A 21,557-nucleotide genomic window follows, 5' to 3' on the forward strand; every position below is an offset into this window, starting at 1 on the left:
TAGGTTATTAATACGGATTAAAAATATCAGAGATCTAACTTACTAGATTGGAATCTCAGCAATTATAGGAGCATAACGTATGGAGCAGGATTCAAAAGTATATATAGCAGGGTATTTTGGTATGGTGGGTTCTGCGATTGGCAGAGCTTTAAAGAACCGAGGTTTTAAAAATATTCTTGGTCACAGTTCCGAAGAGCTCAATTTATTGCGTCAATCCGATGTGGAAAATTTTTTCAAAAATGAAAGACCAGATTACGTTTTTGTTGCTGCCGCAAAAGTAGGCGGGATCTATGCGAATAATACTTATTCGGCCGATTTCATTTACAATAATCTACAAATTCAGAATAATCTCATTCATTCTGCTTATGTATATCGCGCAAAAAAATTACTATTTTTAGGATCGTCTTGTATTTATCCCAAATTCGCCGAACAACCAATACAAGAAAATTCTTTACTTACCGCACCACTTGAACCTACGAATGAAGCTTACGCGATCGCGAAAATTGCCGGCGTAAAGATGTGCGAGTTTTATAATAAACAGTATAATACACAGTTCATCTCTGCTATGCCGACCAATTTATATGGAATCGGGGACAATTATAATGCGATGAATGCTCACGTACTTCCAGCTCTTATTAGACGATTTCATGAAGCGAAAATGGCGAAATTGCCCGAGGTAGTTATGTGGGGAACCGGAGAACCGCGAAGGGAGTTTTTATTTGTAGATGATCTTGCGAACGCATGTATTTTTCTTATGGATAATTATTTATCGGATGAAGTAATTAATGTCGGAAGCGGTCAAGAGGTCTCCATTGCGGAATTGTCAAAAATCGTAAAGGAGGTAGTCGGGTATCAAGGTGAGATTATACAGGATTTGACGAAACCTGATGGAACTCCGAGAAAATTATTGGACTCTTCAAAGTTAAAGAATCTTGGATGGCAGGCGAGTACTTCCTTAAAAGAAGGTATTAAAATTGCTTATCAGGATTTTTTAAATGGGACTGTAAGGATGTGATTTGGATGCAAAATCAAGGCACAAACATTTTGACTCTTTTTCGTTCTGTAGTCAGGCATTGGGAATTAATATTACAATTAACTAAAAGAAACGTTATTGGAAAATATAGAGGTTCAATCCTAGGATTATTTTGGTCTTTTTTTAATCCCTTGATTATGCTCGGAGTTTACACGTTCGCATTTGGGGTTGTTTTTCAGGCTAAATGGGGAATCGAAAATGAAACCAAATTGGATTTCGCCCTGGTTCTTTTTGCTAGTTTGATTGTGTTCAATCTTTTTGGAGAAATCGTGAAAGAATCGCCAAGCCTGATCGTTTCAAATGCGAGCTATGTAAAGAAAGTAATATTTCCTCTTGAGATTCTACCGATTGTCAGTCTTCTAAGTTCGATATTTCATGCCTTTATAAGTTTTGGCGTTTTGTTTATCTTTTACGGTCTTTATCACTTTTATATTCATTGGACTTTTGTCTTTCTTCCTATCGTGTTGTTTCCTTTAATCTTGATGTCATTGGCAGTTTCTTATTTCCTTGCATCTATCGGGGTCTTTATTAGAGATCTGGGCTATATAATCGGGCACATTATTACGGTAATTTTATTTGTTAGTCCCGTCTTTTATAGCATAGAAAGAATTCCTCCTCTTTTTCAAAAATTTATGATTTTTAATCCTCTCGCATATTTGCTGGAGGATGCAAGAAGCGTATTCTTATTTGGTCAATTTCCAAATTGGCAAAACACTATAATTGCTTCGATTTTCGGTTTCGTTTTACTTTGTACGGGGTTTTGGTTTTTCCAAAAAACGAGAAAGACCTTTGCGGATTTCGTTTGAAAGTTAAAAGAAAGTAGGTAGAATTTTTACTCATTAAACTTAACAATCCTATGTCTAAAAAATATTCAAAAATACTTATAACGGGTGCTGACGGTTTTATCGGCTCGCATCTGACAGAAGCGTTGGTCCGTGAGGGGCATTCGGTTAAGGCTTTCGTATATTATAATTCTTTTAATTCTTGGGGTTGGTTAGATGACTCTCCGAAGGAAATTCAAAAGGAGCTGGAGGTTTTTTCAGGCGATATCCGAGACCCGAACGGTGTGCGGAATGCAGTGAAAAATTGCGATGCAGTTTTGCATCTCGCAGCTTTGATTGCAATTCCTTATTCGTACCATTCTCCAGATACTTATATCGATACGAATATCAAAGGAACTTTAAATGTTTTACAGGCGGCAAAAGATTTTTCAGTTCAAAAAGTTATTCATACTTCGACAAGCGAAGTGTATGGAACCGCTAAGTTCGTACCAATTTCGGAAGAGCACCCCCTGCAAGGGCAATCTCCGTATTCAGCTTCGAAGATTGGTGCAGATCAGATTGCTTTTTCGTTTTATTCTTCTTTTGGAACTCCAGTAAGCATTATTAGACCTTTCAACACGTACGGACCACGGCAATCCGCGCGTGCGGTAATTCCAACGATTATCACTCAGATCCTCTCTGGAAAACGAAAGATTCAGATGGGATCGATTCATCCTACACGGGATTTTAATTTTGTCCGTGATACCGTTGCCGGATTTTTATCCATTTTAAATTCGGATAAAGTCGTCGGAGAGACAATCAACATAGGAAGTAACTTTGAAATTTCGATTGAGGAAACCGTTTCCTTGATTGCCAAATTGATGGGACAGGATATTGAGATTTCGACGGATGAAGTCCGTAAAAGACCCGATAAAAGCGAGGTTGAAAGGTTGTGGGCTGACAATTCTAAAGCGCATAAGTTAACAAATTGGTCTCCCAAGTTTTCGGGAATTCAAGGTTTATCTAAAGGATTGATGGAAACCATAGAATGGTTTTCTAATCCGAATAATCTGAGAAAATATAAATCGGATATTTATAATATTTGAATGAGCTTAAATGACATTTTTATCACTCCAGATACACCTCTCCGTAGAGCGATAGAAGTTCTCAATGAGCAGCATAAAAGGATCGTTCTGATTACCGATTCTTTTAGTAAATTACTAGGGGTTCTTACTGATTCGGATATTCGCAGGATTATTATCGGATCGGGAAGTCTTGATGTACCCGTGTCGACCGTTATGATTACTAAACCACTGACGGTTACGTCTGATATTCCGGATAATACCATTCTTCATTTAATGAAACAAAAGCAAATCCATCAAATTCCTGTGTTAGATGATACAGGCAGGGTATTGGATCTTAAGCTAATTGATGATCTTTTGTTTTCGGGAATTCAGGCAGAAGCATTTATTTTTGCGGGGGGATTGGGTACTCGTCTATACCCGATCACTCAGGAAATACCTAAGCCTTTGGTGAAAGTCGGTGGTAAAGAGATTTTATTTACGATTATGGACGGACTAATCGATACGGGTTTTCAACGTATAACTCTTGCGCTTAACCATAAAGCTGATATGATCAGAAATGCAATCGCTTCAAATAAGCACTATGACGGGATCGTACGATTTGTGCAGGAAGAGAATTCGTTAGGTACAGCGGGAGCTCTGTCGCTCCTCGATAGTTCCGAATTAAAACTTCCGTTGTTAGCTATGAATGGGGACATTTTAAGTCGTGTAAATTACGCTTCTTTGCTGAATTTTCATGAAGCGGAGAAAAACATTGTGACGATGACAGTTAGAACGGAAAATATACAGATCCCCTTTGGTGTTGTTGAATTAGAAGGTAATCGAATTACGGGAATTTCCGAAAAACCTGAATACAAATATTTTATTAATGCTGGAATCTATATTCTTTCCCCGGAAGCCGTTCGTATGGTTCCACCCAATACAAAGATTGATATGCCGCAGTTGATTACGCACTTGATCAATCAAAATGTTCAAGTAGGAAGTTTTCCTATTCACGAATATTGGATCGATATCGGTAGACATTCAGAATTAAAGAAAGCCGATCAAGATTATGGTAATTATTTTTCATAAATCTTATCCATAAGGAAAAATGCATGAAACCCTTTGAACAGAGGAATAAGATTGTCCATGAGATTCAGGATGAAAAGAAAATTATTTCATATATTCCGATCAATAAAGGTCAGTTTACTTTAGAAACCGTCGAACGAGAGACGATGTTTGAAAAAAATCGAGCTTCCGATGATCCGGAAGGATATAAAGAATATAGACGTCAATGGTTTGAAAATCCGAAACAGCATAAACAAAATGATTATCCTCTTCACGTTGATATAGAGCTAGCTTCGATTTGCAACTTGAAATGTCCGATGTGTTACACGGTTACAAAAGAGTTCAAGGAGAAGGTAAACACGAAATTGATGAGTTGGGAATTGTATACCAAAATCATCGATGAAATAGGTCCCGCGGGAGTTTATTCGATTCGTTTGAGTTTGCGTGGGGAGTCTTTTCTACATAAACGAATCATTGATTGCGTGAAATATGCAAAAGATAAAGGAATCAAGGAAATTTCCACTCTTACGAATGGGGTAAAACTTGATGAGGCTATGTTCGCAAAGATTATGGAGGCCGGGATTGATTGGATTACAATTTCCTTTGATGGGATAGGGGAAACTTATGAAAGAATCCGTAAACCCGCAAAATTCGATCGTGCAGTTGAGAAAATAAAGAATTATCAACAAATAAAAAAAGAAGCAGGTAGAGTGAAGCCCGTCATCAAAGTTCAAAGCGTTTTGCCGGCAATTCGAGATCGTTTTGAGGAATACTATGATATTTTTTCACCTATTACCGATATGGTAAGTTCTAATCCTTTGATCGATTACCTTCAAAACGATGGCAAAGACCTAATTGAATATGTACCCAATTTTAGTTGTTCTCAATTGTACCAACGATTAGTTATCGGCGCCGATGGCCTTGCCATGATGTGTTCAAACGACGAGGAGAATGATTACGTTGTCGGAGATGCTAACAAAGAATCTATTCATGAAATATGGCACGGTGAAAAATTGAATATCGCAAGAGATTTGCATAGGAAACATTTAGGGGTAGAAGCCTACGGTATCTGCAGGAAGTGCTATCTGCCAAGGCAAACTGAGCCCGAAGAATTAAATCTTCACGGTCGCAAGGTCTTAGCTGAAAATTATACAAATCGTAAACAGCTCATCGGTGAGTAATTCGTTTGCTCCAAAGAAAAATAGGGCTTCTATTGTCTATAGATTCGATTGCTGAATAATACAGAATGAAAATTCTTTTAACCGGCTCTTCAGGCTTTATTGGAAGAAATCTTCATAATGTCTTGCTTCAAAGTGAAGAAGATATAAAGATTATCCCGGTTGCGAGAAGTGTTGGCATCGATCTCGAAAAAGTCGATATAAATGAGTTACCGGAGTCAGATTTGGTAATTCATTTAGCAGGAAAAGTCGGTGTTCTCGGTTCGTGGGATAATCCTGATGTATTTTTTCGGAGCAATTACATATCGACTTTGAATACAATCGGATATTGTCGAAAACATTCAGCTTCTTTAATATATGTAAGTAGCTACATGTACGGAAATCCTCGATATCTTCCGATAGATGAAAAACATCCTTTGAGCGTTAATAATCCCTATGCAGCTAGTAAGCTCATCTCGGAAGAATTGTTAATCAAATATGCTGATTTATTCGGTTTAAATCTAACGATTTTGCGCCCTTTTAATCTATACGGGCCTTTTATGCCGACCGAAAATTTAATCCAATTTGTCTTTGAACAGCTGCGTAGGACCAACTGTGTTATCGTGAGGGATTTGGAGCCCAAAAGAGATTATTTGCACGTAGAGGATTTTTGCAAAGCGATCGATAAAGTCGTAAGGCGTATACCCACAGGAATTGAAGTTTATAATGTTGGATCAGGCACAAGTGTAAGTGTATTGGAAATTATTAAGCTTTTTGGTTTAGCAATGAACAAAGAAATTGAAATTAAAAGTCTCTCCGAAAAGAGAGTAAATGAAATACAAGATTGTTATGCTGATATTCGTAAAATTAGCGATGATTTTGGGTGGATGCCCTCGGTAAATCTTTTACAAGGAATTCGAAGTCTGGTTAATTCAGTTGAAAGTTAGTATTCATCAACCTGAGTTTTTTCCTTGGATTCCCTTTTTTGATAAAGTGGATTTTTCGGATGTCTTCGTAATTTTGGACAACGTTCAATTTGAAAAAGGGTATTTTCAAAATCGTTGTAAGATCCGCGACGGAAAAGGCGGATTTCAGTTTCTATCTCTACCTCTTGAAAATAGCTCTCACGACTTATTTATTAATCAAAAACTAATTGATCGCGAAAATCGTTTGATTAAAAAGAATCTTAAAACTATCGCCTTATTATACTCGAAGTCTCATTTTTTTTCAGAATATTTCTTTGATATATGCAAAATTTTTGAAGATAGTAGTATGCAAGTTTTAGCGAGTTTGAATGTCGCTATCATCACATATATTATTCAAAAGTTAGGCATCGATACAAAGATTGTTTTTGCTTCAGATGTTGTTCGTAATGAAGGTCAAGGGGGAGGGAAACTTGTTTTTGATATCTGTAAAGAGTTAGGCGCCACTTCATATTTATCCGGAAAATTTGGAAAAGAATATCTGGATGAAACCCTTTTTCAAAAAAATGCGATTCATCTAATTTACCAAGATTATGAATGTACATCCTATAATCAAAGCGGAGAAGACGAGTTTTTGCCTTATCTGAGTATACTTGATTTACTTTTTAATATGGGAAAATCCTCTTTGCAGACGATTCGCACCGGACGTAAATACGATTAAATTCAAAATGAGTAAGAATATGTTCAATCTATTTAATCATTCTCCTGTGATTATCGCAGAAATTGGTGGTAATTTTAAGAATTTCGAAGAGGCGAAACTCCTTATTGATTCTGCAATGAATGCGGGTGCGGATTGCGTAAAGTTACAACATTTCCGCGCTGAAACGTTGGCAACTAAAAAGGCAATGTTCGATATGGAGAATACCGGCAAGATATCTCAGTTTGATTATTTTAAAGAACATGAACTTTCTGAAGAGCTAACTACAAGAATTTTTCAATATTGTAAAGAAAAGAATATTTTAATATTCTCTACTCCGTCGCACCCGACGGATGTAGATTTTCTGGAAAAATACGATGTTTTGGTTCATAAAATTGGATCCGATGATGCTACGAACATTCCGTTGCTGAAGCACGTTGCGAGAACTCAAAAGATTGTTTTGCTTTCGACTGGGATGTGCACTATGACCGAAGTTCAAAGATCGGTCGATTCGATTTTGGAAGAGGGTAACGATAAGATCGTACTTTTTCATTGCACTACGAATTATCCAACACATCCGGAATCCGTAAATCTGAATGCAATGATTTCCATGCAGAAGCAGTTTGGAAATATTCCAGTAGGATATTCTGATCATACGCTTGGTATAGATACTTGCTATGTTGCCACTATTCTCGGTGCTAAAGTATTGGAATTCCATTTTACATATGATAAAAATGCGGAAGGTCCCGATCATATGCTTTCGAAGGAACCGAACGAAGTCTTTGAATTAGTAAGAAAGATACGCCAGTTGCCGATTCTCTTAGGAGATGGAATTAAACGTCCTGCTAAGTCCGAGATGAATACACGTCGAAATAATCGTAAAAGTTTGGTGTTAACTTCGGATATCAAAAAGGGTGAAAAAATTTCACCCTTGAATATGGATATTAAACGTCCAGGTTACGGCATTTCTTGCGAATATTATTTTGATGTTATAGGTAAAACAGCGAGTAAGGACTTGGAAGCGGATAACGTTTTGATCTGGGAAGACATTTATTGAAAATTCTGATAAGGGTTGACGGTTCGCACCAAATTGGTCTCGGACATATCGTACGCATGTCGGTTCTTGCAGAGTACCTCACGAAGATAGGCAATTTCATCGGATTTTTTACAAAAAAGGACGAAGTATCAATTCAAATTCTCAATCGGACCGGATGTAAGGTTTATTCTTTCGAAGAAGCGGTAAATCCTCCTTGGGAAGATATTGTCTCTGAGTTTTCGCCAGATATTATTGTACAGGATAGGTTGGCTACTACAAAGGAAGAGATCGAACAAATTCGATACGTTACTAAGGCCAAGCTTATCAATATCGATGATGTTGGAGCGGGGCTAGAAAGTGCAGATACCGTAATCAATCCAATGGTTTTTCTTTGGAATCAATATGAATCACGAAAAGTGAGAATTCCTATTTACGAGGGAAGCGACTACATGATTCTCTCGCCGTCGATTTTGGAACATGCTTCTTCTTTTGTATTTCATAAAAAAGTAAATAATTTATTGTTAAGCTTTGGCGGAACAGATACACATTTTATTACTGAGCGTATATTAACCATCGTAAACGAAATTCCGGAAAAATTAAATGTGACTGTAAATTTGGGACCAGGTAGTAGAAAGACCGAATTTTTAGAACGACAACTTTCTTCTTCGTTTCATAACGTTCGTTTTTTGCATCCTTCATTAGATTTGTTAAAAGAATTTATTAATACCGATCTCGTGATTTGTGCCGGAGGTGTTATGTTATACGAATTGGCAGCTTTAGGTGTTCCTTCGCTTTCTGTTGCGGCTGAAATTCATGAAATTATGAATATAAAATATTTTGAAATGAAAGGAACGACTGTCTCACTGGGTTACGAAAAAAATATGGATCCAGGATTAGTGAAGAAAAAAATAGAACGGATCATTGCTAATTCCGAGTCTCGGCTTTCGTTGTCCCGTTCCGGCAAAGCTCTCCTCGATGGTAGAGGGATTGAGCGTGTCGTGAAAATATTAACTGATATTAAAATATAAACTTAATCGTAAGTTATGAAAATTGGGATCATATTGCAAGCGCGGATGGGTTCTTCGCGTCTTCCGGGAAAGGTTTTAATGCCGCTCGGTGGCAAAGCAATGATTCTCAGAATCGCTGATTCGTTAAAGCAAATTCGGAACGCGAATTCTATGATTGTGGCTATACCGGATTCTCAGGAAGACGATGTTTTGAATCAAACGCTATTAGATTCTAATCATATCGTATATAGGGGTAGTCAATATGACGTTCTAGATCGATATTATCAATGTTCGATTAAGCATAAATTCGATGCTATCCTACGTGCAACGGGAGATAATCCTTTTGTCGATGTTACCGAAGGAGAGCTATTGATTGATTTTTTTATTAAGAATAGATACGACTATGCCTGTGCGTTTCCGGCCTTTGGTTCTCGTTTGCCCGTCGGAGTGGGATTAGAAATCTTCACAAAACAAGCGTTAGAGCGCTCTTGGAAAGAAGGACTTCTTCCTCATCATCGGGAACATGTGAATGAGTATATTCAAGAGAACCGCCATTTATTTAATTTTGGAGTCTATGAAGGGAAAAATGAAAAAGATTTGTCCTGGTTTAGTCTAACAGTCGACACTTATAAGGATTATTCTTTGGCGCAATATATCTATGACAGGTTTTTATATCAATCTGAAATATCCCATTCTGACCAATAAGAAATTCAAAAATAATAATGAAAAAAATTACTATATTTATCTTTGTTTTGGGGCTATTTTTTCTTTCCCCGATTGGAAATAAGTTTCCGGATGGAAAAACGGATGAAGGACTGAGTATTACCTTTTTTTATAGGTATGTATTGAACGATTTTTTAACTTTTCCCGATGAATATGAGTATCTAGCAACGGCTACCTCTCTCGTTTACGGAAAATTTTTGAATTATTCTGATGAGGATTTTAGTAGAACTAGAGGCGATATTCCAATTGGTTCAATCGGACCGGGAATACTCGCTTCTCCGATGGTTTTGTTTGGAGCTATTTTAGATAAAATTGCGGGTAATAAGGTATATAAACTTCGTAACACGGATACACTCCGAGGATCTTGGACAGTTTTCTTTTTCGCAATAGCGACGGTTCTTTATTTTTGGCTCACTTGCTATCTTGCGTTAAAGATTGGAAGGATATTTTTAAACAAAAGTGATGCCGTGATAGCAGTCTTTTGTTTTTTTCTTGCACAAGGTTGCATTCATTATGTTTTCGTGCATCCTATCTTATCGCATATATACGAGATATTTTTACAAACGTTTCTTACCTATCTTTTCGTAAGAGATTATAAAACGGAATTCTTCGATTTGACCCCTCGAATTTTAGTGCTACTTATATCTTTAATACTCTTTACGATGTTGGTTCGTTATAATAACTTGAATTTTGCAGCCGCTTGGACGTTGGCTTTCCTTTGGAAAAGCTATACATATAATAAAAAAATATTCACAGTTCCTCACTTTATTCTGGCATTTGCTCCTATCTGTCTCTATGTTTTAATTCGATATTACACTTTTTTTATTAATCATATTCAGAATCCATTCTATATCTTAAGCTATTACGGGAATATGAATATCATCGTTAAATCGGAAAGTTTCCATTTTTTGCTACATAGATTATATTCCGTCATCTTTAGCTTAGGGAATGGCTTGATATTTACCGCTTTTCTTTTAATCGCTTCTTGGCTGACGGTGCCTTTGTTTTTGAAGAAAAAAAACCTTAATGGATTGATATTGATATTTCTGGCAAGTTTGTTTAATTTTTGGATCTTGATTAAATGGGGATACGGTGGTCCGATTCAAAGATATTATGTTTTTTCCGTTACGCCAATTTTATTTGTCGGTTTTTGTTTTTATGTAAATTCTTTGAAGTTAAATGTGAAATCTCGAGTTTTAACTATTGGGATATCGGTAAGTCTTGTTTCGATTCTGATTCAGTTTTTTTCAGAAAGAATGTTTCGATATAGTGAATATGACGATTTGGGGATGCAAGCCTGGGGAAATGAAAATTTTATTGTAAATCTTTTTTTGCTGAGAGCCGGTAGTTTTGAACTTTACACAGAAACCTTAAAGTCCGGTTTTTTGAAGTGGGTGCTTTTAGCAATAGATCGCAATACAAAAATGGTACGGGTTGATATTTACCTTATGCTTCAGTTTTTGATCCTATATCTTTCTCCGATGTTAATTTATTCTGTGTTTTATCGAATATTCAAATTTCTCTCACGCCATCAACGTTTCCGGGAATTTTTTCGATAATGGAAGCTTTGCATATTGGCGGGTACGATTTTCGATCGATGAAGATTGTTTCACACATTGTTTTATTCATTGTCCTTTAATTTTTAATTACGTACAGGAAGCTTTGATAGAGAATTTTTTATGAGTGAATTACTTGAAAAAATAAATAATAAAAGTGCAAAAGTCGGAATCATTGGTCTCGGCTACGTGGGTTTACCTTTGGCTTTGCGTTTCGTAGAGGAAGGTTTTGCTACTTCCGGTTTAGATATTGATTTACAAAAGATAGAATCGTTGAAAGAGGGAAAAAGTTATATTAAACATATTCCTTCACATAAAATCAAGAACTCAATAAGCTCTGGATTAAAGGTTAGCGAGAGATTTTCTGATGTTGCGGAGTTAGATGTGCTTGTTATTTGTGTTCCTACCCCCTTGAACAAGTTTCGAGAGCCAGACTTAAGCTATATTACGAATACACTCAATACAATTCTTCCTTATTTGAAAAAGGGACAAGCTATCTCTCTGGAAAGTACCACATACCCAGGGACTACAGAAGAGATATTGAAACCTTTACTAATTGCAAATGGATTTGAAATCGGTAAGGATTTTTATCTAATTTATTCTCCTGAAAGAGAAGACCCAGGTAATAAAAAATTCGATACGAAGACTATACCGAAAATTTGTAGCGGAGAGACTTCGGCTTGTCTTGAGATTGCTATAGCACTTTATCAGAAGATTGTAGTCCAGATCGTTCCTGTAAGCAGTACAAAGGTTGCCGAGATGACAAAACTTTTAGAAAATATTCACAGAGCTGTGAATATCGGTTTAGTCAATGAAATGAAAATCGTCGCCGATCGAATGGGAATCGACGTTTATGAAGTGATAAATGCCGCTGCGACGAAGCCATTCGGCTTTGTACCTTATTTTCCGGGACCTGGTTTAGGCGGACATTGTATTCCGATCGATCCTTTTTATTTAACATGGAAAGCAAGAGAATACGGTGTGCATACTCGTTTTATTGAACTAGCCGGAGAAGTAAATAGTTCTATGCCGGATTATGTAGTCGATAAAGTCTCATATGCGCTGAATCAAGGGAAAAAACCCATTCACGGAAGTAAGATTTTGGTAATTGGGGTTTCTTATAAAAAGAATGTCGATGATATAAGAGAGTCGCCCGGAGTTTATATTATGGAAAAACTTAGAGAGAGAGGCGGTATTATAGATTATTCAGATCCTTATATTCCGGTTTTCCCAAATATTGTGGAACATAAATTCAATTTAAAAAGTGTCGATCTGAACCCCGAATCGGTAAAGCTGTATGATTGTATCTTAATCGCTACTGATCACGATTCTATTGACTATAAGATGATTTTGGAAAACGCGTTAATGATTGTTGATTCGCGTGGTCGTTATCAACAGCAACAAACAAACGTTGTTAGAGCATAGATTCTTAATGTATAAAAAGCATAGTATCGCTGTTATAATTCCAGCTTACAACGAAGAAATCACTATTGCTAGGGTAATTGAAACATTACCTAATTTCGTAGATTTTGTGATTGTAGTTGACGATGGTTCTACTGATCAAACGGCTGAAAAAGCAAGGACAGCCGGAGCAATTGTTGTAAGTCATAAAATGAATAAAGGATTGGGAGTAACCTTCAAAACAGGAATCGTTAAGGCATTAGAAATCGGAGCTGATATCGTTGTAAATATTGATGCAGATGGGCAATTTGATTCATCCGATGTTTTGAAGTTAGTTAAGCCCGTCGTCGAAGGCAAAGCAGGATTCGCGACCGCATCAAGATTTAAAGATCCTGAGTTTTATCCTCAAATGTCCAAAATAAAATTTTATGGAAATCACTTGATGTCCCTGTTGATCAGTATCATTGTTGGCAAAAAATTCATGGATGTGTCCTGCGGATTTCGAGCTTATTCGAGGGATACGTTATTGCGATTGAATCTATTTGGAAAATTTACATATACTCAAGAAACTTTCATTGATTTGGTATTTAAGGATATTACGATATTAGAAGTTCCAGTCAGGGTGCGCGGAACTCGAGAATTCGGAAAGTCTAAGATGGCTTCGAATCTTATTAAATACGCCTATAATACTTCAAAAATTATTTTTCGAGTGGTACGTGATTATAGAGCTTTAAAAGTTTTCGGAAGCCTATCTATTATAGCTTTTGCAATCGGTCTTATCGCCGGAATTTTTTTTGCCGCACATTATCTAATTGTAGGTACATTTTATCCTCACAAATGGGCGGGTTTTGTATCGGGCTTTTTTATTCTTTTTTCCATTTTTCTTTTTCTTCTGGGATTTATTATGGATATGCTTAGTCGGATCAAAGTAAATCAGGAAGCCATGCTTTATTACCTGAAAAATCTAAACTATCCGCAAAAATCAAATTCACGAAATAAATGAGCGTCTTTCAAAAATTTTTTGGCAATATTCCAATTAGTACCGAATCACAAGGTATAAAAATTTTCGGAGCTTTTTTTAAAAGACTCTTGCATTGTATCGCGCGATATTTTCCCTTACTTCCGTCCTTTCGGGTGATATTGCATCGGTGGAGAGGAGTCAAAATCGGTAAGAATGTTTTTATCGGAGTTGAAGTTTTTATAGATGATGCAATTCCTTCTGCCGTGGAAATTGAAGACGACGTGGTTATTATTGCCCAAAATACGATTCTTGGGCACGCTTATTATCCCTTTCACTTTTCAAGTATTTTAAAATCTAAAGATACGCTTGAAAGCGGAAAGACAATTATTAAGAAAGGTGCTTATATAGGAATTCGAAGTACAATACTTGCGGGCGTAACTTTAGGTGAATATTCCATTGTAGGGGCAGGTTCATTGGTTACCAAGGATGTCCCAGCTTACACCATGGTGGTCGGCGTCCCGGCTAAGGTAGTTGCCAAATTTAAGAAATCGGATTTAGTTTTCAAAGAGTTATAATAGTATGTGCGGAATATTTGGTATAATTGGAAATCAGAAATCAAATCTAAGTTATAAGGATTTGCGTTCGATCGTTGATCATCTATTTATTTTATCTGAAGCGAGAGGTAAGGAATCATCGGGGATTGCGATTCAGAACTGGAATACAAATCGGATCAGTGTATTTAAAAAATCTATTGCAGCTACGCAACTTATTAAATCCGGTACTTATCGAAAATTTTTTACAGAGTCGGTCGAAAGTTGTTTTTATGATGCTGATGGAAAAAAGGCGCAAACCTTAAACTCTCCTTTGGCAATGATCGCGCACGCACGTTTAGTTACTAACGGGACTCATGATGATAATGATAATAATCAGCCAGTGATAAAAAGCGGGGGGGTTATAGTCCATAATGGAATTATTGTCAATGTGGATGAATTGTGGAATCAAAACCCTCAGTATAAAAGGTCCTATGAGGTAGACACTGAGATCTTAGCGGAAATGCTGATGTCGAATGTAGATAACGCGAATTCTACGGATTCTTTCATACAAGAAATTTTTAAAAAGATAGAGGGATCCGCTTCGTTTGCGCTCTTAGCCGACAGTGCAAAAAAATTACTCATTGCTTCCAATACCGGTTCCCTTTATATTTTAACGAACGAGAAAAAGCATTTTTTTATGTTCGCATCTGAGAGGTATATCTTAGAGACCTTAGTAAAAAAAATGGATTTAGAAGTTCATTTCGGATCGTGTCGAATTCAATGGATAGAACCGAATGCGGGAAAAATAATCGATATTGAATCCTTAAATGTATTGGATATTAGTCCTAATAAAACGAATGGATTTAAAACGGATTTTTTCGAAAAGAAGGCAATTTATAAAATCCAAAACGCTTCAGAATCGATGCCCACGAAACCTACTCTTGGTTCCTTCAAAAATGGGAGGTTTGAAAGATTATTAGAATATAATATCGAGTCAGTAAAAAAGTTGAAAAGATGCAATAGATGTCTTTTACCAGAAACTTTTCCTTTTTTGTTATTCGATTCATCCGGAGTCTGTAGTTATTGTAATAGCTACGTTAAACAAAAATATTTAGGTATGGTGCCACTACGGGAAGAAGCCGATAAGATACGAGATATTTCTGGTAGGCCGGATTGTTTGGTAATGTTTAGCGGAGGAAGGGATTCCAGTTACGGTCTTCATTTCATTAAAGAAGAATTAAAATTAAATCCTATCGCATATACATATGATTGGGGAATGGTAACTGACTTAGCTCGGCGCAATCAAGCGAGGATTTGCGGTAAATTAGGGGTCGAACATATCCTCGTCTCCGCTGATATCAATTATAAGCGGAAAAATATTCAGAAAAATGTAGCCGCTTGGTTGAAGAAACCGAGTTTAGGAACGATTCCTTTGTTTATGGCGGGTGATAAACAGTTTTTTTATTACGCAAATTACCTAAGTAAAATCAATAATTTAAAAATCATTCTTCTCTGCGAAAACATGCTTGAAACAACGAGTTTTAAAAGCGGTTTTGCTGGAATTCGACCGAATTTCGGTAAGGACCATAATTATTATATTAGTTTTCCTCAAAAAATGAAAATGTTATTCTATTATGCTAAGGAATTTGCCCTAAACCCAGCGTATATTAATTCCTCGTTGCGAGATTCAATCGGAGCATTTATTTCTTATTATTTTATACCTCATAACTATTTTAATATTTATAATTATTTTCCTTGGAAGGAAGAAGAGGTCGAATCTATATTATTAAATCATTATAATTGGGAAACTTCTGCGGATACAGTTAGTACTTGGCGCATTGGGGATGGTACTGCTGCGTTTTATAATTATATTTATTTCACCGTGGCTGGGTTTTCTGAATTCGATACTTTTCGGAGTAATCAGATTCGGGAAGGATTAATCTCAAGAGAAGAAGCGCTCAAAAAAATATACGAAGAGAATAAACCTAGATATGAGTCTTTGCAATGGTATTTGAATACGATCGACGTGGATTTTGGATCGGCGATTCGGAAAATTAACTTGATTCCAAAATTGTATTGATGCAACCCAAGGATTATATGAAATTTATTGTTTTATTGGAGAAAAAATTTCCGGTAGAACAATGGGAAATGAGCGGTTTTTATATTTGGCCAGTAATCCGCTTAGGCTTCTTGACGTATCTTGATGATATTTCGAAAGCTTATCATAATACTAATTTGTTAAGAAATCTTCTTTGGGTAATGAAGGATTTTTTTCTATATTTCTTTTCCGTTTTAATGGATATGCGAAAAAATTCTTCAATTAAAGAAAGAACGGATATTGTTTTTCTAACAAGTTCCACGACTCGTATTAAAACGCCTGACGGTCATTTTTATGATCGATTGATGGATCCTTATTTGGAGACTTTGACAAGAAAAAATTTGCCTATTCATACTTTTGAAATTGGTTATCGCGGTGACTATAGAATTCCGCGTAAGTACTCTTCTGAATTCCTAAGTCCGTTCTTTAATATATTAGCATTTGCTTCTATGTTTTTCGGAAGGAAAAAAATAGAAGATAAAATTAAAACATTTCCTAAGTTTGAAGAATTTGTTCGATTTATCGAAGAGCAAAATTTGGATATAAATAGAGATTCAATTTTGCAATTAATGAAAAGGGTAAATCTTATAAGAAGTTGGGCGACTCATTTCAAAAAAAAGCTCGTTAAGATTCAACCTAAACTTGGATTTTTAATGGCGTGTTACGGACCGATGGGAATGGCTTATATTCTTGCCTGCCATGAATGTAACGTCTTGACGGTTGATATTCAGCATGGGGTTGCAGGGGATTTTCATCCAGGTTATGGCCGGTGGACGAAATTTCCAAAATCGCAAAAATATGAATTGTTGCCCGATTATTTTTGGAGTTGGGATCAGGAAGATGCAGATTCCATTAAAAAATGGAATAAATTCACCGAACATAAGTCTATTCTTGGGGGAAATTTTTTCCTTGAGATTTTTAAAGCGAATTCAAGCGATATTGTTTATCAATATGAAAAGTTATTTTTGAAAATTGTCTCGGCTCAGAAAAAGAATATTTTAGTCACTTTACAACCTCATTCCGGTTTAACGCCTGTAACACGTGCTTTAATGAAAGAATCCGCAGAAGATTGGTTTTGGTGGATTCGCTTGCATCCTGATATGAAAAATTTACATGCAGAAATATCGAAGGACGTGAGTAGTATTATAAAAAATGGAAATTGGGATGTGGAGAACGCTTCAACGTTGCCGTTATATACAATTTTGCGTTTTGCGGATATACATATTACCGATTCTTCGGCCGTCGTAAAGGAGGCCGCCAAATTCGATGTTCCTTCAATCATCGAGAACAAATGGGGAAAGGATCATTTTAGAACAGAAATTAAATTAGGAATTGCAAAACAATTATCTGATATAAGTAAGATACAAAGTATTTTCAATAATACTTTGTATAAGGGCAAAAGACTGAAGATAGATAAAAACAAATTTCTATCAAGAGCAGAAAAGGCTCTGGATAAGCTTTTACAAAAGGCTAATCTTTCTTTACTAATTTAAAATTTTAAAGATATAAAAGAATTTATGAATATTGACTATTTAGATTTAACAAGATACAATTCCTTGTCGAGACAAAGAAGCTATATTATTGCTGAAATCGGAGTCAATCATAACGGCGATTTAAAACTTGCCAAGGATTTAATATTAAAAGCTAAAGAGGGTGGTGCGGATGCCGTAAAATTTCAAACTTTTGTAGCAGAAAATCTCGCATCCCATGGAACACCTAAGGTAGCTTATCAAAAACGTCTAACCGAAGAACGTGAATCTCATATTGAGATGCTAAAGAAGTTAGAATTGAAGAAAGAATATTATCCCGAATTAATGTCTCTTTGTGATCAATTTGGGATCGATTTTCTTTCTACTCCGTACGATGTAGAGAGTGCTGTTTTTCTAAAGTCATTGGGTATTCGAGTGTTTAAGACAGCTTCAGCAGACATTGTCGATATGAATCTTCACAAATATTTAGCGTCAACGAGAGATATTGTTATTATTTCGACAGGAATGGCCTCACTTGGAGAGATTGAAGAGGTGTTGGATATTTATCGAAAAGCGGGCAATGAAAGATTGATTTTATTGCATTGTGTTGCTAATTATCCGTGTTCGGATTCAAGTTTGAATCTGAGAGTATTAGATACTTTAAAGACAGCATTTGGCTACATAGTTGGATTCTCCGATCACAGTGAGGGAATTGTTGCGTCTATTCTTTCCCTTGGATTTGGCGCACGGGTTTTTGAAAAACATTTTACAATAGATAAAAATTTGCCTGGTCCGGATCATAAAGCATCGATGGATCCTGGCGAATTAAAAGAATATGTTAATTCGATTCGAAGAGCGGAAAGAATGCTGGGAAGTTTTGAAAAGATATGCCAGGAAGAAGAAAGGGAAATGGCTTCGGTTTCTAGAAAAAGTATAGTAGTGAATCATAATATTGCCAAAGGAGATATTTTTGCCGAAGAGAATCTTACCTTGAAAAGACCTGGTTCTGGAATAAAGCCGAATCAGATTTTTAACATTTTGGGTAAAAAGGCTTCTCGAGATCTCGAGAGAGATCATATCTTGCGCCTGGCGGATATTGAATTTGATGTCTAAGCCTTGTCTTGTAATCGGGGCCGGCGGACATTCCCGAGTAGTCATTGAAATCTTAAGAGAAGAGCAAAATAAACTATATTCGATTGAAGGAATTCTCGACCCTTCATTTAATTTATTAGTATCTGAAAAAATTTTGGATATCCCGGTTATCGGCTCTGATTCTCAAATGCGTGAATTTTTTGACAAGGGGATAGAGACAGCTTTTATTGCGATTGGAAATAACCTTAAAAGAAAAGAACTTTATATTGCGCTAAAAACAATCGGATTTCAGATGCCTAATCTATATTCGTCATTTGGCGTTATAATAAATAAAACCTCAAAAATTGGTGAAGCTAATCTATTTTGTCCGCAATCTTTTATCGGGCCCTTAGTTTCAATCGGGAATAATAATATTTTTAATACTAAATCGACTGTCGAACACGAAACTATAATAGGAAGTCATAATCATTTTGCTCCTGGTTCGATTCTTTGCGGTCGTTCGAAAATTGGTTCGAACACATTTTTAGGTGCTGGATCCATCACGATTGATTCCATTTCTATAGGGGATAATATCGTAATCGGTGCTGGAGGGGTAGTGGTCGCTGATTTAACTGGACCAATCGGTGGAGATACTCAGATTCAGCAGGATGTTTTCGTCGGAGTTCCGGTTAAAAAAGTTCGAAGATGATTTACATATCGACAGGTGGGTTTTATCATCAAAATGCTTTCGAAATCTCGAAGTTACTGATTGAAAACGGTTTCTTGAATATCGAATTATCGGGCGGACAATTCGATACAGATTTAATTCCAAATCTTCTTTCTTTAAAAGAACAAGCTAACTTTCAGGTCCATAATTATTTTCCGCCTTATAAGATTCCTTTTGTATTTAATTTGGCAAGTCTGGATCCAGACATTTCTGCAAAAAGCTTTCAACACGTAAAAGAGTGTATAACTCTTTCAAGAGATTTTAATAGGAAGGTTTATAGTTTTCATGCGGGTTATCTTCTTGATCCCGATCCAAGGGAGCTAGGGAAAAGAATAAAAGCGCGTAAAGTAAATAGCCGTGCGGATGCGACGGATGTTTTTTTGAGCAAAATTCATGAACTTTCTAAATTTGCCAGCGATATGGGTATTCGACTATTGATAGAAAATAACGTTCTTTCAAAAAATAACTTCGAGGAATTCAAGTTGAATCCGTTGCTAATGGTGGATCCTAATGAAACCAAAAAAATATTAGACTCTTGTCCTAAAAATGTAGGTTTGTTGGTGGATGTTGCTCATTTGAAGGTTTCTGCTGAAAGTCTTTCCTTCGATCCGGAAGATATGTTTCGAGAATGCGATCGTTATATTGAAGCATATCATTTGAGTGATAATGATGGAAAGTCAGATTCGAACGATTTGATTCACGAAGATTCTTGGTTTTGGCCTTTTCTGAAAAAGAATTTAAACTATTATTCGTTAGAAATTTATAATAAACCTTTGAAAAAGCTTAGAGAATGCGAAGCGTTAACCCTACGGAAGTTAAAGTATTAAATGGATGATTTAATTTGTAATAACACAGACTCGATTTATCACGTTTTTAGACAAATTGATAAGAACGGAAAAGGATTTGCCTTTATTATCGATTCGATCAATCGGAAATATAAAGGCATCGTTACTGACGGTGACTTGCGCAGATCGATTTTAGATAAATTGCCCATCGAATTGTCTGTTGAAGAAATTATAAAAAATAAAAATAAATCCGTCGTTGCCCGAATTGGTGATTCTACGGAAAAACTTTTGTCATATATCTCTGAAAATATAAAATACGTTCCGATACTCGATGATAAAGATTTTCTCGTTGATTACTTTGAATATAAAGCTGAGTTTCATATTCCAATTGCTTCTACCGAATTAACTGGGAAGGAGTTATCCTATGTAAACGATTGTATTTTGAGTAACTGGATTTCGTCGCAAGGGAAATATGTGCAGAATTTCGAGTCGGCTTTTGCAGGATATATCGGCTCTAAATACGGTGTGTCAGTAATGAACGGAACTGCGGCTCTTCACTTAGCGTTACTTGCGTTGGGAGTCGGCGAAGGGGATGAAGTACTTGTTCCGGATTTGACTTTCGCGGCGACTATAAATTCGGTTCTATACACCGGTGCAACTCCGGTCATCGTGGATATAAATAAACATTCATGGTGCATAGACGTAGATGAAGTTCTCGAATCAATTACCGAAAAAACTAAGGCAATTTTACTTGTTCACATTTATGGACAACCCTGCGATATGTCGGCATTCTTAGAAATTGCAAAGAAAAAAAAAATATATATTATAGAAGATTGTGCGGAAGCACACGGCGCGACTTATGAAGGGCGTAAGATCGGCTCTTTCGGTGAGATTAGTTGCTTCTCTTTTTACGGTAATAAAATTGTTTCAACAGGCGAGGGCGGGATGTGTCTTACTGATAACGAAGAGCTATTCAATAAGATGCGGGTTATTCGTGATCATGGAATGGATCCTAAAAAGAAATACTGGCATTCCGTAATAGGTTATAATTATAGAATGACGAATATTCAGGCAGCAATTGGCTTAGCTCAATTGGAGCGGATCGAGGAATTGCAGGAGAAAAGGCATCAGATCAATCAGTGGTATGCTCAAAATCTTGAAAATGTAAAAGCATTTCAAAGACAAGAAGATTTAAATGATCGAAAAAAAGTAGTGTGGCTTGTAAGTTATCTTGTTTCTGATCCTAAAATTTCCAGAGATTTGGTGATCACAAAAGCTAAAGAATACAACATTGATTTACGGCCATTCTTTTACCCTCTGAGTCAAATGCCTATTTATTCTCGATTCGCTAGAAAAAGAAACGAAGTTTCTGAAAGAATATCCGCTATCGGGCTAAATCTACCTACAATCTTAAGTTTGAATTATGAGGAATATAAAAGAATTGGTGAGATACTTACCAACATTATCGAAGAATTAGGAAAGATTTAAGT

General features: G+C 36.3%; 20 protein-coding genes. All 20 read left to right on the top strand.

Annotated elements, in window-relative coordinates; all coding sequences use genetic code 11:
* Window positions 1-79 precede the first annotated feature (79 nt).
* The 20 genes from LFX25_RS07070 (at window position 80) to LFX25_RS07165 (ending at window position 21,555) form a co-directional block, all read left to right on the top strand.
* Window positions 80-1,015 carry a GDP-L-fucose synthase family protein gene (locus tag LFX25_RS07070; protein ID WP_238729590.1) on the top strand — a complete coding sequence of 312 codons (936 nt, stop codon included), beginning with the start codon at window positions 80-82 and terminating at the stop codon, window positions 1,013-1,015.
* Between the two features lie 5 nt (window positions 1,016-1,020).
* Window positions 1,021-1,839: an ABC transporter permease gene (locus tag LFX25_RS07075; RefSeq protein ID WP_238729591.1), complete on the top strand. Its 819-nt coding sequence runs from the start codon at window positions 1,021-1,023 to the stop codon at window positions 1,837-1,839.
* A gap of 50 nt (window positions 1,840-1,889) precedes the next feature.
* On the top strand, window positions 1,890-2,900 hold the full coding sequence (locus LFX25_RS07080) for an NAD-dependent 4,6-dehydratase LegB (protein ID WP_238729592.1): 1,011 nt from the start codon (window positions 1,890-1,892) through the stop codon (window positions 2,898-2,900).
* On the top strand, window positions 2,901-3,947 hold the full coding sequence (locus LFX25_RS07085; RefSeq protein WP_238729593.1) for a nucleotidyltransferase family protein: 1,047 nt from the start codon (window positions 2,901-2,903) through the stop codon (window positions 3,945-3,947). It begins immediately after the preceding gene.
* Window positions 3,948-3,970: 23 nt separating this feature from the next.
* Entirely contained in the window at window positions 3,971-5,104 is a 1,134-nt protein-coding gene (locus LFX25_RS07090) for a radical SAM/SPASM domain-containing protein (protein ID WP_238729594.1), read from the top strand.
* Between the two features lie 65 nt (window positions 5,105-5,169).
* Window positions 5,170-6,027: an NAD-dependent epimerase/dehydratase family protein gene (locus LFX25_RS07095; RefSeq protein ID WP_238729595.1), complete on the top strand. Its 858-nt coding sequence runs from the start codon at window positions 5,170-5,172 to the stop codon at window positions 6,025-6,027.
* A complete protein-coding gene (locus tag LFX25_RS07100) occupies window positions 6,017-6,724 on the top strand; it encodes a WbqC family protein (RefSeq protein ID WP_238729596.1) in 708 nt (235 codons plus the stop codon). The genes LFX25_RS07095 and LFX25_RS07100 overlap by 11 nt, the downstream gene beginning before the upstream one ends.
* A 7-nt stretch (window positions 6,725-6,731) precedes the next feature.
* Window positions 6,732-7,757, top strand: coding sequence for an N-acetylneuraminate synthase family protein (locus LFX25_RS07105; protein WP_238729597.1), 1,026 nt, complete (start codon window positions 6,732-6,734; stop codon window positions 7,755-7,757).
* Window positions 7,758-7,813: 56 nt separating this feature from the next.
* A complete protein-coding gene (locus LFX25_RS07110) occupies window positions 7,814-8,764 on the top strand; it encodes a glycosyltransferase (RefSeq protein WP_238729598.1) in 951 nt (316 codons plus the stop codon).
* Between the two features lie 15 nt (window positions 8,765-8,779).
* Window positions 8,780-9,448, top strand: a complete 669-nt coding sequence (locus tag LFX25_RS07115; RefSeq protein WP_238729599.1) for a cytidylyltransferase domain-containing protein — start codon at window positions 8,780-8,782, stop codon at window positions 9,446-9,448.
* 17 nt (window positions 9,449-9,465) lie between these two features.
* On the top strand, window positions 9,466-11,025 hold the full coding sequence (locus LFX25_RS07120) for a hypothetical protein (protein ID WP_238729600.1): 1,560 nt from the start codon (window positions 9,466-9,468) through the stop codon (window positions 11,023-11,025).
* A 120-nt stretch (window positions 11,026-11,145) separates the two neighbouring features.
* Window positions 11,146-12,447, top strand: coding sequence for a nucleotide sugar dehydrogenase (locus LFX25_RS07125; RefSeq protein WP_238729601.1), 1,302 nt, complete (start codon window positions 11,146-11,148; stop codon window positions 12,445-12,447).
* Between the two features lie 7 nt (window positions 12,448-12,454).
* Window positions 12,455-13,426, top strand: coding sequence for a glycosyltransferase family 2 protein (locus LFX25_RS07130; RefSeq protein ID WP_238729602.1), 972 nt, complete (start codon window positions 12,455-12,457; stop codon window positions 13,424-13,426).
* Window positions 13,423-13,959, top strand: a complete 537-nt coding sequence (locus LFX25_RS07135) for an acyltransferase (protein ID WP_238729603.1) — start codon at window positions 13,423-13,425, stop codon at window positions 13,957-13,959. The genes LFX25_RS07130 and LFX25_RS07135 overlap by 4 nt, the downstream gene beginning before the upstream one ends.
* A gap of 4 nt (window positions 13,960-13,963) precedes the next feature.
* Window positions 13,964-15,997 carry a hypothetical protein gene (locus LFX25_RS07140; RefSeq protein WP_238729605.1) on the top strand — a complete coding sequence of 678 codons (2,034 nt, stop codon included), beginning with the start codon at window positions 13,964-13,966 and terminating at the stop codon, window positions 15,995-15,997.
* Window positions 15,998-16,014: 17 nt separating this feature from the next.
* The gene (locus LFX25_RS07145) at window positions 16,015-17,508 is read left to right on the top strand and encodes a hypothetical protein (protein WP_238729607.1); all 1,494 of its coding nucleotides are present in this window, start codon (window positions 16,015-16,017) and stop codon (window positions 17,506-17,508) included.
* Window positions 17,509-17,532: 24 nt separating this feature from the next.
* Window positions 17,533-18,597 carry an N-acetylneuraminate synthase gene (neuB, locus tag LFX25_RS07150; RefSeq protein ID WP_238729608.1) on the top strand — a complete coding sequence of 355 codons (1,065 nt, stop codon included), beginning with the start codon at window positions 17,533-17,535 and terminating at the stop codon, window positions 18,595-18,597.
* Window positions 18,590-19,264, top strand: coding sequence for a NeuD/PglB/VioB family sugar acetyltransferase (locus LFX25_RS07155; RefSeq protein WP_238729609.1), 675 nt, complete (start codon window positions 18,590-18,592; stop codon window positions 19,262-19,264). Before neuB ends, LFX25_RS07155 begins: the two co-directional genes overlap by 8 nt.
* Window positions 19,261-20,109 (top strand): sugar phosphate isomerase/epimerase family protein, encoded by an 849-nt coding sequence (locus LFX25_RS07160; protein WP_238729610.1) that lies wholly within the window; start codon window positions 19,261-19,263, stop codon window positions 20,107-20,109. Before LFX25_RS07155 ends, LFX25_RS07160 begins: the two co-directional genes overlap by 4 nt.
* A complete protein-coding gene (locus LFX25_RS07165; protein WP_238729613.1) occupies window positions 20,110-21,555 on the top strand; it encodes an aminotransferase class I/II-fold pyridoxal phosphate-dependent enzyme in 1,446 nt (481 codons plus the stop codon). It abuts the gene before it with no gap.
* The last annotated feature ends 2 nt before the right edge of the window (window positions 21,556-21,557 follow it).

The sequence above is a fragment of the Leptospira sanjuanensis genome (assembly GCF_022267325.1).
Lineage (GTDB): Bacteria > Spirochaetota > Leptospiria > Leptospirales > Leptospiraceae > Leptospira > Leptospira sanjuanensis.